Origin of the sequence: Streptomyces sp. NPDC005402 (assembly GCF_040606575.1) — a bacterium.
GTDB lineage: Bacteria > Actinomycetota > Actinomycetes > Streptomycetales > Streptomycetaceae > Streptomyces.
Genome location: NZ_JBEXFB010000012.1, coordinates 138,390 through 151,461 on the forward strand (window position 1 = coordinate 138,390; position 13,072 = coordinate 151,461).

The 13,072-nt window shown below is 71.2% G+C and carries 12 protein-coding genes; 9 read left to right on the top strand and 3 right to left on the bottom strand.

Going from position 1 to position 13,072, the window contains the following annotated elements:
• Positions 1-62: 62 nt before the first annotated feature.
• A complete protein-coding gene (locus ABZT02_RS24025) occupies positions 63-830 on the bottom strand; it encodes a DeoR/GlpR family DNA-binding transcription regulator (protein ID WP_356020423.1) in 768 nt (255 codons plus the stop codon).
• 308 nt (positions 831-1,138) lie between these two features.
• A complete protein-coding gene (locus tag ABZT02_RS24030) occupies positions 1,139-1,948 on the bottom strand; it encodes an NAD(P)-dependent oxidoreductase (RefSeq protein WP_356020426.1) in 810 nt (269 codons plus the stop codon).
• Positions 1,949-2,099: 151 nt separating this feature from the next.
• On the opposite strand from ABZT02_RS24030, the gene ABZT02_RS24035 reads away from it, so the two are divergent.
• Both ABZT02_RS24035 and ABZT02_RS24040 read left to right on the top strand, forming a co-directional pair.
• Positions 2,100-3,044 (top strand): 5-dehydro-4-deoxyglucarate dehydratase, encoded by a 945-nt coding sequence (locus ABZT02_RS24035; RefSeq protein WP_356020428.1) that lies wholly within the window; start codon positions 2,100-2,102, stop codon positions 3,042-3,044.
• Complete coding sequence (locus tag ABZT02_RS24040) at positions 3,041-4,201, top strand: hypothetical protein (protein ID WP_356020430.1); 1,161 nt, start codon at positions 3,041-3,043, stop codon at positions 4,199-4,201. Before ABZT02_RS24035 ends, ABZT02_RS24040 begins: the two co-directional genes overlap by 4 nt.
• Here ABZT02_RS24040 and ABZT02_RS24045 read toward each other — a convergent pair.
• Positions 4,138-5,721: an MFS transporter gene (locus ABZT02_RS24045; protein WP_356020432.1), complete on the bottom strand. Its 1,584-nt coding sequence runs from the start codon at positions 5,719-5,721 to the stop codon at positions 4,138-4,140. The two genes, ABZT02_RS24040 and ABZT02_RS24045, sit on opposite strands and share 64 nt — an antisense overlap.
• Before the next feature lie 126 nt (positions 5,722-5,847).
• Here ABZT02_RS24045 and ABZT02_RS24050 point away from each other — a divergent pair, with 126 nt between their 5' ends.
• The 7 genes from ABZT02_RS24050 (at position 5,848) to ABZT02_RS24080 (ending at position 12,713) form a co-directional block, all read left to right on the top strand.
• Positions 5,848-6,432, top strand: a complete 585-nt coding sequence (locus ABZT02_RS24050; protein ID WP_356020435.1) for a TIGR03086 family metal-binding protein — start codon at positions 5,848-5,850, stop codon at positions 6,430-6,432.
• A gap of 74 nt (positions 6,433-6,506) precedes the next feature.
• Positions 6,507-7,262: an MBL fold metallo-hydrolase gene (locus ABZT02_RS24055; RefSeq protein ID WP_356020437.1), complete on the top strand. Its 756-nt coding sequence runs from the start codon at positions 6,507-6,509 to the stop codon at positions 7,260-7,262.
• Positions 7,263-7,423: 161 nt separating this feature from the next.
• Positions 7,424-8,080 carry a GntR family transcriptional regulator gene (locus ABZT02_RS24060; protein WP_356020439.1) on the top strand — a complete coding sequence of 219 codons (657 nt, stop codon included), beginning with the start codon at positions 7,424-7,426 and terminating at the stop codon, positions 8,078-8,080.
• Positions 8,077-8,988: a dihydrodipicolinate synthase family protein gene (locus ABZT02_RS24065; protein WP_356020441.1), complete on the top strand. Its 912-nt coding sequence runs from the start codon at positions 8,077-8,079 to the stop codon at positions 8,986-8,988. The genes ABZT02_RS24060 and ABZT02_RS24065 overlap by 4 nt, the downstream gene beginning before the upstream one ends.
• The gene (gene araD / locus ABZT02_RS24070; RefSeq protein WP_356020444.1) at positions 8,985-10,715 is read left to right on the top strand and encodes an L-arabinonate dehydratase; all 1,731 of its coding nucleotides are present in this window, start codon (positions 8,985-8,987) and stop codon (positions 10,713-10,715) included. The genes ABZT02_RS24065 and araD overlap by 4 nt, the downstream gene beginning before the upstream one ends.
• 169 nt (positions 10,716-10,884) lie before the next feature.
• A complete protein-coding gene (locus ABZT02_RS24075) occupies positions 10,885-11,820 on the top strand; it encodes a sugar ABC transporter permease (RefSeq protein ID WP_356020446.1) in 936 nt (311 codons plus the stop codon).
• The gene (locus ABZT02_RS24080) at positions 11,817-12,713 is read left to right on the top strand and encodes a carbohydrate ABC transporter permease (RefSeq protein ID WP_356020448.1); all 897 of its coding nucleotides are present in this window, start codon (positions 11,817-11,819) and stop codon (positions 12,711-12,713) included. The genes ABZT02_RS24075 and ABZT02_RS24080 overlap by 4 nt, the downstream gene beginning before the upstream one ends.
• The last annotated feature ends 359 nt before the right edge of the window (positions 12,714-13,072 follow it).

Sequence of the window (13,072 nt, forward strand, 5' to 3'; positions counted from 1 at the left end):
ATAGCGGTGCATAAAGGGCACTTCATGACATAAAAGGCCCGCTGAGCACGTCAGTCGGACGTTCAGACCCGGATGACCTGTGGCCCCAGCAGTGAGTACCGGTGGGCCTCGGAAGAGGGCAGCAGGGTGCTCGTCACGATCGCCTCCAGCGCGCCGATCTCCGCGAACCGGCAGAAGCTGACCGCGCCGAACTTGGTGTGCACGCCCGCGAACACCGTGCGGCGCGCGGCCCGGATCGCCTGCGCCTTGACCTCGCTGACCGCGGGGTCGGGGGTGGTGAGGCCGTGTTCGCGGGAGATGCCGTTGGCGCCGATGTAGGCGAGGTCGAGGACGAAGCCGGCCAGCATCCTGGTCGTCCAGTGGTCGACGGTCGCCAGGGTGCCGGGGCGGACCCGGCCGCCGAGCAGCAGGACGGAGGTGTTCTCGGCCTCGGCGAGGGCGCCGGCGACCGGCAGGGACGCGGTGACCACGGTCAGCGGCCGGTCCCGGGGCAGGGCCTCGGCGATGAGCTGCGGGGTGAAGCCCTCGTCGACGAAGACCGTTTCGGCGTCCCCGAGCAACTCGGCCGCGGCGGCCGCGACCCGGCGTTTCTCGGGCACATGGCTGGTGGCCCGGAAGGCGAGTGTGGTCTCGAACCCGGCGCTCTCCACGGGGTAGGCCCCGCCGTGCGTACGGCGCACCAGGCCGTGGTCCTCCAGGGCGCGCAGATCCCGTCGCACGGTCTCCTTGGCCACGCCGAGTGTGGTGGCAAGGGTGTTGACGTCGACGGAGCCGGTGGTGCGGGCGGTCCGTACGATCTCCCGCTGGCGTTCTTCCGCGGTACTGGTCATTCGGTCACCCGCCTTCCTGTCGTTCGGTGCCCGTTCGGGCCGTCTGCAGGAAGTTGTACAGCGGGCGGGGTGTGGTGACCAGGTCTGTTGCTCGGGTGATAGTGACCGCGTGTGCCCGTTCGGGCGGAGCGCGCCCACGGGGGTGGGGTGTGCGGCCGGGTGGCGGCTGCGGGTTCGTTGTGGCTGGTCGCGCAGTTCCCCGCCCCCCTGAGGGCGGCGCTGTCGCGCCCGCCCTCAGGAGTCCGTCCGTGCCCGGATATGGATGCGGGCGGGCCCGTTCGGTGCCCGCCCGCCTGTCCGCCGGTGTCTCAGTACGGCCAGATCGGCGGGTCCGTCACGAACTGGCCGCCCAGGTAGGCGTGGCCCTCGTTGCCCTCCTGGAGTTCGCCCTGCTCGGCGATCAGCTTCTCCGCGTAGGGCTCGGAGTCGTCCTGCGGGTCGTAGCCGAGCGCCCGCGCGGTGGTGAGGTCCCACCACAGGCGGGTGTTGGCAGAGGAGCCGTAGACCACGGTGTGGCCGACCTGCTCGGCGGTCAGGGCCGCGTGGAAGAGGCGGGCGCCGTCGGCCGGGCTCATCCACAGCGAGAGCATGCGCACGCTCGTGGGCTCGGGGAAGCAGGAGCCGATGCGCACGGAGACGGTCTCCAGACCGTGCTTGTCCCAGTAGAACTGGGCGAGGTCCTCGCCGAAGGACTTGGACAGGCCGTAGAACGTGTCCGGGCGGCGCGGGGTGTCGATCGGGATCAGAGGGTCGCTGCCCTGTGGGCGCGGGGTGTAGCCGACGGCGTGGTTGGAGGAGGCGAAGACGATCCGTCCGACGCCCTCCGCGTGCGCTGCCTCGTACAGGTTGTAGGTGCCCTCGATGTTCGCCTTGAGGATCTTCTCGAAGGGGGCTTCCAGGGAGATGCCCGCGAGATGGATGATCGCGTCGACGCCCCGCACGGCCTCGCGCACCGCGTCCTTGTCGGCGAGGTCGGCGACGACCGCGTCCGGCTCGCCCTCGACGGGCCGCAGATCGAGCAGACGCAGGTCGTAACCGTAGGCCGGGAGCAGATCCCGCATCAGGGTGCCGAGCCCGCCGGCGGCACCGGTGAGCAGAACGGTACGGGGAGCGGGCATTCTCGGGTCTCCTTGAACGGCCTCATGAGTACGGTATTCACATTCGTGGACAAGTTAGGGATTGGGTCTTGTCTTCGTCAAGGGTGGCGCGACGCGTGTTCATAAACATAAACTCTGATCAGTATTCTGCATGCCACTCTAGGGAGAGCCTGTGACGCCGTCCGCCGACCTCGCCCACCGACTCGGCATCCCCAGTGGGCCGCTGTTCTTCCCCGTCACCGCCTACGGCCCGGACGGATCCATCGACCTCGCCGTGTATCGCGCGCACATACGCCAAGGCGTGGACGCGGGGGCCGCGGCCGTGTTCGCGTGCTGCGGGACCGGGGAGTTCCACGCGCTCACGCCCGAGGAGTTCGAGGCGTGCGTCCGGGCGGCCGTCGAGGCGACGGAGGGGCGCGTGCCGGTGGTCGCGGGCGCCGGATACGGCACCGCGCTCGCCGTACGGTACGCGCGGCTCGCCGAGGCGGCCGGGGCCGACGGACTGCTCGCCATGCCGCCGTACCTCGTGATCGCAGGGCAGGAGGGGCTGCTGCGGCACTACCGCGAGGTGGCCGCCGCGACCGCGCTCCCGGTGATCGTCTACCAGCGCGACAACGCCGTCTTCACCCCCGAAGCCGTCGTCGAACTGGCCCGCACCGAGGGGATCATCGGCCTCAAGGACGGCCTCGGCGACCTCGATCTGATGCAGCGGATCGTCAGTGCCGTACGCACCGAGGTCCCCGGCGACTTCCTCTACTTCAACGGACTGCCGACCGCCGAGCAGACCCAGCTCGCCTACCAGGCCATCGGCGTCCCCCTGTACTCGTCCGCGGTCTTCTGCTTCGCCCCCGAGATCGCCCTCGCCTTCCACCGCGCGCTCGTCGAGGGCGACCGGGCCACCGCCGACCGTCTGCTCGACGGCTTCTACCGTCCCTTCGTCGAACTGCGCGCGCGTGGCCGCGGCTACGCCGTCTCCCTCGTCAAGGCCGGTGTCCGGATGCGCGGGCACGACGTGGGGGAGGTCCGCCCGCCGCTGCACGAGCCGGGCGAGGATCATGTGAAGCAGCTCGCGGAGATCATCGAGCGCGGGTACGCGCTGCTGGAGGAGGCACAGTGAAGGCGTCGACGTTCGTCTACCCCTGGGACGTCAACGGGGACCCGGAGGCAGCGGCCCGCATCGCCGGGCTCGGCGTACAGCAGGCGACCCTCGCCTCCGCCTACCACTCCACGCGCGCGTTGACCCCCCGCCACCCGCGCCACCGCATCGTCACCGCGGAGCACGCGGCCGTGCTGTACCCGACGGACTCCCGCTGGGCAGGGCGGGAACTGCGTCCGTACCCGGCCGGCGACTGGGCCCCCGGCGACGCCTTCGGCGAGGCGGCCGCGCAGCTGTCCGGGGCGGGCCTCGACGTGCACACCTGGGTCGTCCTCGCCCACAACTCCCGCCTGGGCGCCGAGCACCCGAGCACCTCCGTCGTCAACGCCTACGGCGACCGCTACCCGTGGGCCCCGTGCATCGCACAGCCCGCCACGCGCGCGTACCTCGTCGACCTCGCCGTCGAGGCGGCACTGCGTCCGGGCGCGGCCGGCACCGAACTGGAGTCCCTCGGCTGGTACGGCCTCCAGCACCTGCACGCCCACGACAAGACCGGCGGGGTGCCCCTCGGCGACGCCGGGATGTACCTCATGGCGCTCTGCTTCTGCGGAACGTGCCGCGAGGGGTACGGCGAGCAGGGGCTGGACGCCGACGCGCTCGCCGCCGCCGTACGGGTCGCGCTGGAGCCGCTGTGGCAGGGCGCGCCGGACGACGGGGGCTGGGACGGGGTCGAGAAGCTGCTCGGCTCCGAGTCGGCGGCGGCCACGCGCGCGTGGCGCGACGAAACCGCCCGTACGCTCCAGGAGACGGCGGTGCGGGCGGTCCGCGCGGCCGCTCCCGAAGGCTTCCAGATCCTGCTGCACGCCGACCCTGTGTCGTACCACGTCGGTGCCAACCCGGGCGTCGACCCCGAGCACATCCTGTCCGTCGCGGACGGTGTCGTCGTGCCCTGCGCGGGCGGTCCGGACCTGCTCACGCCCTTCGCCCGGGCCCGAGCGGACGCGGTCATCGCCGCCAACTTCCCCGTCGTCTCGGCGATGGGCGGCAGCCCGGGCACCCTCGCGGCGGACGTGGCCCGCGCGCGGGAGCTCGGGGCGAGCGAAGTCCGGCTGTATCACGCGGGGTTGGCGTCGGACGGCGACCTGTCCGCGATCCGCGAGGGGCTCGCCGCCCTCTGAAACAGCGGCAGGGCCACGGCGAGCCAGGCCACGCCCAGGACGGCTGACAGCGGCCGCTGGTCTACCAGTTCGACCAGGGCCGCGCCCGCCGCGAGACCGAGCACGTTCGGGGTGTACACCAGGGTGTTGGCGGTGGCGACCGTACGGCCCAGCAGCGCGTCCGGGGTCTCGCGCTGGACGGCGGTGAGCGCGGCGATCAGCACACAGGGCAGGCCCAGGCCGATGGCCGCGCTGCAGACGAGGGCGAGCGGGTCCGAGGGGACCGCCCGCAGCCCGGCGGCCACCGCGGTCAGGGTGATGCCGTACGCGGCGAACCGGCGCTCGCCCAGCCGACGCAGGGCGGGCCCGGAGAGCAGCCCCACCGCCACGGAACCGGCGCCCTGGACGGCGTACAGCGCACCGGCGTACGTGGGGGAGTGGCCGAGGCCGTCGATCACGGCGTAGAGCAGGGCGCCGTTGAGCCCCGCGCAGAGCATGGTGGTGCCGGCGGCCAGGATCAGGGGGCGCAGTGTGGGGTGGGCCCATAGGTGGCGGGTTCCGGCGGGGGTGCGCCTGGACGGCGTCGGGGTGTGGTCCGCGCGGGAGAGAGCTTCTTCCGGCGGCGGTGGTGCGCTGCCGGGCGCCCTCGACGCCGTCGCGGCCCGCCGGAACAGCCCGCGCCCGGTGGTGGCGGGTGGCCTGCGCGTGGTGGTGGAGGTGGGGCCGTGACCGGCCGGCTTCGGCGCGGTCGTCCTTCGTCCGGACGGCTGCGGCCCGGTCTCGGTGGCCGGTGTGGCGGCGGGGGTTCTCGACGCCGTAGCGGCCCGCCGGAACAGCCCGCGCCCGGTGGTGGCGGGTGGCTTGCGCGTGGTGGTGGAGGTGGGGCGGTGATCGGGTGCCTCCGCCGTGGTCGCCGTCGGACCCGGCGGCTCGCCCCCGGTGCCGTGGGCTGTCGCCTGCGTGAGGGGGGCCGGTCGGCTCTCGTGGACCCGGAGCCCGGCGTACAGGAGCGCGGCGAGCACGAACGTGACCGCGTCCAGGAGCGCCACGGCCGGGCCGCCGTAGAGGGTGTAGAGGCCCGCTCCCGCCAGGGGTGCCACCAGTTTCATGCCCTCGGTGATCGCCATCCGCAGCCCGTTGAAGTCGCCGAGCAGGGACGGGGGAACGGCGCCGGCGACGAGGGCCGACTCCACCACGTCGTGGACGACGCCTGCCGCGCCGTAGGCGAGAAGGACCGCGAGGACGACCGGGGCCCGGTCGATGAGCAGGATCGGCAACAGGGCCGCCGACAGCAGGTTGCCGCCGATCAGCAGCGGCTTGCGTCGGACCCGGTCGGCGATCGTGCCGAGCAGCGGGCCCGCCAGGGTGGGTGCCCACATCGCCAGCATGCACAGCGCCGCCAGGCCGTCCGAGCCGGTGAGGTCCTTGACCCAGACGCCGGACACCAGCCACAGGGCCGAGGTGCCGAAGCCCGAGACGAGAACTCCGGTGAGGTAGAGCCTGGCATTGCGGTCACGGAGCACCGCCCATGTCTTCGTCATGCCTGCACATCGTGGGTCTAAGGCCCACGCGTCGGGATGGGGCAGGTGCCGTAGATGCCGAGCGATGAGTTTTCGGAGCCGCGACGGTCAACCCCTCACCACACCGCGAACCCCGAGGAGCACCGAATGACCGTCCCGACCCTGGACCTCGGACCGCAGACCCAGGTCATCGCCCGGCTGGCCGAAGCGGTCACCGATGATCAGCTGAGGAACGCCACGCCGTGTCCGCAGTACATGGTGCGCAACATCCTCGGCCACCTGCTCCATCTCTCCGCTGCCTTCCGCGACGCCGCCCGCAAGGACCTCGGCGCCACCACCGACACCCCGCCGACCGACTCCGTCCCGGACATCGGCCCCGGCTGGCGCGAGGAACTCCCCAAGATCCTCGACGAACTCGCCGAGGCCTGGCGCGACCCGGCCGCCTGGACCGGCATGACCCGCGCGGGCGGCGTGGACCTGCCCGCCGAGATCGCCGCGGCCGTCGCCGTCGACGAACTGGTCGTCCACGGCTGGGACCTCGCCCGCACCACCGGCCGGCCGTACGACCCGGACCCCGCCGCCCTCCAGGCGTCGTACGGCTTCCTCCAGGCCTCCGCCGACGACCCGAGCCGGGACGCCATCTTCGGCCCGATCGTCCCGGTGCCCCAGGGCGCGCCGCTGCTGGACCGGGCCCTGGGCCTCAGCGGGCGGAACCCGGGCTGGACGCCGTAGACGCCGGTACCACCCTGCCGTAGAGGAACGGAAACGGGCGGCGGGCGGCAGGCCCGGACCGTACGCTCCCCACCATGCCGCCCCTCAGCCTCACCGTCCTCGGTACCGCCTCCCCGCACCCGGCGCCGGGCCGCCCCTGCTCCGGCTATCTGCTGCGCGGCGGGGGCGCCGAGGTGTGGGTGGACGCCGGTCCCGGAACCTTCGCGGAGTTGCAGCGGCACACGGATCCCTCCCGGCTGACGGCGATCTGGATCTCCCACCTGCACGCCGACCACACGGCCGACCTGCTCTCCGCCGTGTACGCCTTCGCGTACGGCGGGCTCACCCCGCCCGCCCCGATCCCGGTGTACGCGCCACCCGGCTGTGCCCACCGCCTCGCCGGGTTCTTCGGGAGGTCCGACGTGCGCTTCCTCGACGGCATCCTCGACTTCCATCCCTTGTACGACGGTCATGCCGTCCGGCACTGGAACCTGCGGCTCGCCGCGCGGGCCGTCGCGCACGACACCGAGGCGTACGGGCTGCGCGCCGAGTGCGCCGGACGCGTCCTCGCGTACTCCGGGGACAGCGGACCCTGCGCCGCCCTCGTCGAACTCGCCGCGGAATCCGATGTGTTCCTGTGCGAGGCGGACATCGACCGGCATCGCGAAGGCGAACAGGTTCATCTGACGCCGGAGGACGCCGGCGGCATCGCCCGCAAGGCCGGGGTGCGCGAGCTGATCGTCACCCACGTCGGACCCACGCTCACCAGGGAGGAGGCGACCACGCGCGCCGCCGTCGCCTTCGCCGGGCGCACCAGCACGGCCTTCGAGGGCGCCACCCGGCTCGTCTGAGCCTGGCCCTCACCGCAACTTCAGCTTCTTTTGCCAGAAGCATTGACGAAACATCGCGGTCCTCCCTACCTTCAACGCGTCGTACTTCGTACGTCATATATGAGACGCGATACGCGAGATCAGATACGCAAGATCCGATACGCGAGATCCGAGAGGCGCGCATGACCTCTGTGCCCACCCCGATCCCCTCCCGCACGCAGTACGTGCTGGAGGAGATCAAACGCCGCATCCTCACCGGGCAGTTGACGCCGGGGCAGGCCCTGGTCGAGACCGAACTCGCCGCACAGTTCGGGGTGTCCAAGACCCCGGTGCGCGAGGCGCTCAAGACCCTGGCCGGCACCGGGCTCGTCGTGATGAGCCAGTACAAGGGCGTCACGGTGCGCATGGTGGACGCGGACATGGCGCGCGAGGTCTACGACGTCCGGCTGCTCCTCGAACCCGAGGCGCTCAAGCGGGCCGTACGGCGCGGGGCCTCCCTCGACGCCGCACGCGATGCCCTGACCAGGGCCGACGACGCCACCGACACCGCCGAACGCTCCCTCGCCAACCGGGAGTTCCACCGCTCGCTCTATCTGCCCTGCGGCAATCCGCTGCTCGGCCGGATGCTCGACGAGGTCCGCGACCAGGCCGCCCTGGTCTCCGCGGTCGCCTGGGCGGCCTCGCCCTCCTGGGAGCGGGAGGCCGGGGAGCACCGGGAGATCCTGCGGCTCGCCCTGGACGGCGACGCGGACGGCGCGGCCCGCGCCCTGCACGCCCACATCGCGTCCTTCGTGGAACGAGCGTTCCCCGGAGTGCTGGACCAGGAAGGCCAGGAATGAGCAGCGAGACCTTCGAGACCCAGCGGGCGGCCCTGGCCGACGTGGTGGCGATCCCGGTGACCCCGTTCGCCGAGGACGGCACCATCGACCAGGACGTCCACCGGGCCCTGCTGCGTCGGCTGCTCGACGGCGGGATCACCACCCTCACCCCCAACGGGAACACCGGCGAGTTCTACGCCCTCAGCCCCGAAGAGCGCCGTCTGGTCACGGAGTTGACCGTCGAGGAGGCCGGGGACCGGGCGGACGTCCTCGTCGGCGTCGGACACGACGTCCCGACCGCTGTCGCCTCCGCCCGCCATGCCCGCGAGCTGGGCGCCGGGATGGTCATGGTCCACCAGCCCGTCCACCCCTACGTCTCGCAGGGCGGCTGGATCGACTACCACCGTGCGATCGCCTCGGCCGTCCCGGAGCTCGGCGTCGTCCCGTACATCCGCAACGCCCAGCTCGGCGGCGACCGCCTCGCCGAACTCGCCGACGCCTGCCCGAACGTGATCGGCGTGAAGTACGCCGTCCCGGACGCGGCCAAGTTCGCCGCCTTCGCGAGGGACGCGGGACTCGAACGCTTCGTATGGGTCGCCGGGCTCGCCGAGCCCTACGCGCCCTCCTACTTCTCGGCGGGTGCCACCGGGTTCACCTCCGGGCTCGTGAACGTCGCCCCCGCCGTCTCGCTGAACATGATCGAAGCGCTCCGGTCCGGTGACTACCCGGCCGCCATGAAGGTGTGGGAGCAGATCCGCCGCTTCGAGGAACTCCGCGCGGCGAACGGCTCCGCCGACAACGTCACCGTCGTCAAGGAGGCCCTCGCCTCCCTCGGCCTGTGCCGCCGCGAAGTGCGCCCGCCCAGCCGCGAGTTGCCCGAGAGCGAGCGCTCCGAGGTCGCCGCGATAGCCGCCGGGTGGTCCATATGACCGACAGGAAGCGTCCCGAAGAGCTCAGAAGCCACCAGTGGTACGGCACCGAGGGCCAGCTGCGCACCTGGTCGCACAACGCCCGTATGCGCCAGCTCGGTTACGAGGCGGAGGAGTACCGGGGCCGCCCGGTGATCGCCGTCCTCAACACCTGGTCCGACATCAACCCCTGCCACGTCCACCTGCGCGAGCGCGCCGAGGCGGTCAAGCGGGGGGTGTGGCAGGCCGGCGGCTTTCCGCTCGAATTCCCGGTCGCCACCCTCTCGGAGACCTACCAGAAGCCCACTCCGATGCTCTACCGCAACCTCCTCGCCATGGAGACGGAGGAGCTGCTGCGGTCGTACCCGATCGACGCGGCGGTGCTGCTCGGCGGCTGCGACAAGTCGACGCCCGCGCTGCTCATGGGCGCGGCCTCGGCCGACGTCACCTCGATCTTCGTGCCCGCGGGGCCGATGCTTCCGGGGCACTGGCGCGGTGAGACCCTCGGGTCCGGCACCGACATGTGGAAGTACTGGGACGAGCACCGCGCCGGCAACCTGACCGACTGCGAACTGCGGGAACTTCAGGGAGGGTTGGCGCGCTCGCCGGGCCACTGCATGACCATGGGGACCGCGTCCACGATGACCGCGGCGGCGGAGACCCTCGGCATGACCCTGCCGGGCGCCTCCTCGATCCCGGCCGTCGACTCCGCGCACGAGCGGATGGCCGCGGCCTCCGGGCGCCGCGCGGTGGAACTCGCCTGGACCGGGCTCCGGCCGTCCGAGATCCTCACCCACGAGGCCTTCGAGGACGCCGTCACCACGGTGCTCGGGCTCGGCGGCTCCACCAACGCGGTCATCCACCTGATCGCGATGGCCGGACGCTGCGGGGTCACGCTCACCCTCGACGACTTCGACCGCATCGCGCGTACCGTGCCGGTGCTGGCGAACGTCCGGCCCGGCGGACAGACGTACCTGATGGAGGACTTCTACTTCGCCGGCGGCCTGCCCGCCTTCCTCTCCCGGATCACCGACCTGCTCCACCTGGACCGGCCGACCGTCAGCGGCACCCTGGGCGAGCAGATCGAGGGGGCCGTCGTCCACGACGACGAGGTCATCCGCACCCGGGAGAACCCGGTCGCGAGCGAGGGCGGGGTCGCCGTCCTGCGCGGCAACCTCTGCCCGGACGGCGCCGTCATCAAGCACATCTCCGCCGAGCCGCACCTGCTCAAGCACACCGGGCCCGCGGTCGTCTTCGACGACTACAAGACCATGCAACGCACCATCAACGACCCGGCGTTGGACATCACCGCCGACAGCGTGCTGGTGCTGCGCAACGCGGGACCCAAGGGCGGTCCGGGCATGCCCGAGTACGGGATGCTCCCCATCCCCGACCATCTGCTCAAGCAGGGCGTGCGCGACATGGTCCGTATCTCCGACGCCCGGATGAGCGGCACGAGTTACGGCGCGTGCGTGCTGCACGTGGCGCCGGAGTCGTACGTCGGCGGACCGCTCGCCCTCGTGCGCACGGGGGACAGCATCACCCTCGACGTCGAGGCACGCGCTCTCCAACTCAACGTGGATGAAGAGGAGTTGGAGCGCCGCAGGGCGGAGTGGACACCGCCGCCCACCCGTTACGAGCGCGGCTACGGAGCGCTCTACAACGACCAGATCACCCAGGCGAACACCGGCTGCGACTTCGAGTTCCTGGCCAGGCAAGGCAAGTCCCCGGATCCATACGCCGGTTGACAAGTCCCACTCAGGGGCGCGGGGAACTGCGCGACAAGCCACGACCCACCCGCAGTCGCCGCACAACAGCAAGAGGCACCCCGTACCGCGCGAAGGGGCCGGCCTCCGCACATCGAGAAAGCGCTTCCTGTACGACCACCGCACGACGTACCGAGAACGGAGACCTGTCATGGCCCAAGCCGTAGCCGTGGCGAAACCGCCCGCGCCACCCCGGCGACGCCGTGCCTCCGCCACGCCGCGCAGACTGCCGTACCTGCTGATCGCACCGGCGGCCCTGCTGATGCTGGGCTTCATCGCCTACCCGGTCATCAGCGTCTTCTACTACAGCCTGCAGAACTACAACCCCACCAAGCCGTGGCGGAACGGCTACGCGGGCTTCGACAACTTCGTCCACATCTTCACCGAGGACCCGCAGTTCTGGGACACGCTGACCTTCAGCGCCAAGTGGGTCTTCGTCGAGGTCGGGCTCCAGCTGCTGTTCGGTCTGGCGCTCGCGCTGATCGTCAACCAGACCTTCGTGGGCCGGGCGGTGGGCCGCGCGCTCGTCTTCTCCCCGTGGGCCGTCTCCGGTGTGCTGACCTCCGCGATCTGGGTGCTGCTCTACAACTCCCAGACGGGCGTCACCCGTTACCTCGCCGACATGGGCATCGGCTCCTACGGCACCAGCTGGCTGTCGGACACCTCGACCGTCTTCTCGGCGGCGGTCGTCGCCGATCTGTGGCGCGGTGTCCCCTTCTTCGCGATCCTCATCCTCGCCGACCTCCAGTCCGTCTCGAAGGACCTGTACGAGGCCGCCGAGGTCGACGGGGCCAGCACGATCAAGCAGTTCTGGCACATCACGCTGCCCCACCTGAAGGACGCGATCATCCTGTCCACGCTGCTGCGCGCGGTGTGGGAGTTCAACAACGTCGACCTGCTCTACACGCTGACCGGCGGCGGGCCCGCGGGGGAGACGACCACCCTCCCGCTCTACATCGCCAACACCAGCGTCGACGCCCACAACTTCGGCTACGCGTCCGCCCTGACCACGGTCGCGTTCGTGATTCTGCTCTTCTGCTCGATGGTCTATCTGCGGCTGAGCAAGTTCGGAGGCGGTTCCAAGTGATCACCAAGGAGGCCACCGAGACGGCACCCGCACCGGTGCGCGACGAGCCCGAGCCGCCACGGCCCGCCAAGCGCCGCCGCGCCTGGGACGAGGTCCCGCGCTGGCACATCTACCTGCCGCTGTCGATCTACCTCGTCTTCACGCTGATCCCCTTCTACTGGATCCTGCTCTTCGCACTGCGTCCGGCCGGCTCGACCTCGCTCGTGCCCTGGCCGATCACCTTCGACCACTTCGAGAAGGTGTGGACGGAGCGGGCCTTCGGCACCTACTTCGAGAACAGCGTGTACGTCGGCCTCGCCACCCTGGTGATGACGACACTCGTCGCGCTGGCCGGCGGCTACGCCCTGGCCCGGTTCGACTTCAAGGTCAAGAACGCGTTCATGCTGGCCCTGCTCTGCTCCCAGTTCGTGCCGGGCGCGCTGCTCCTGGTGCCGCTGTTCGAGATCTTCGCCGAGCTGAAGATGATCAACTCGCTGGGCAGTGTCATCATCGCCGAGACGGTCTTCCAGCTGCCGCTGTCGATGATCCTGATCAGCAACTTCATCAAGAACGTCCCGTACTCCCTGGAGGAGGCGGCCTGGGTCGACGGCTGCAACAGGCTGACGGCCTTCAGGATCGTCGTCCTGCCCCTTCTCCGCCCCGGCTTGATCGCCGTCGGTTCCTTCGCCTTCGTGCACTCCTGGAACCACTTCCTGTTCGCCCTGATGTTCCTCAACAACCAGGACAAGCAGACGATCCCGGTCGGCCTCAACACCCTGATGAGCGCCGACAGCGTCGACCTCGGGGCGCTGGCCGCAGGCGGCATCATCGCGGCGGTACCCGTGGTGATCGTGTTCGCCTTCATCCAGAAGTGGCTGATCACAGGCTTCAGCGCGGGGGCGGTGAAGGGATGAGGCTCCGTCGGATCAGCGGAAGGGGCGCACCGGGGGCGGCCGGTGGCGGTCATGACCGGTCGGTCGGCTGCCGGACCCGGGTGCCGGAAGCGTGCAGTGCCGCGACGGCGAGTGCGGAGTCCGCGGCGGCCTCCGCCGGTGCACCCGGCCCGCGCTCCCGGTGGAGCCCGCAGGTCCTCGGCCAAGCCGGTTCGGCGGACGGCCTGCTGGTGGCCTTCGGTGGTGTCCGCGCGGTCGGCCACCGGATCAGGCGGGTTCCGGCGCGGTCGGTCATCGGTCCGCGGACGGGAGCAGGTGACAGCTGTCGGGGTGTCGCGCCGGCCGGAGCCCCGGCCGCCGGGTCCGGCAGGGGGGTGACG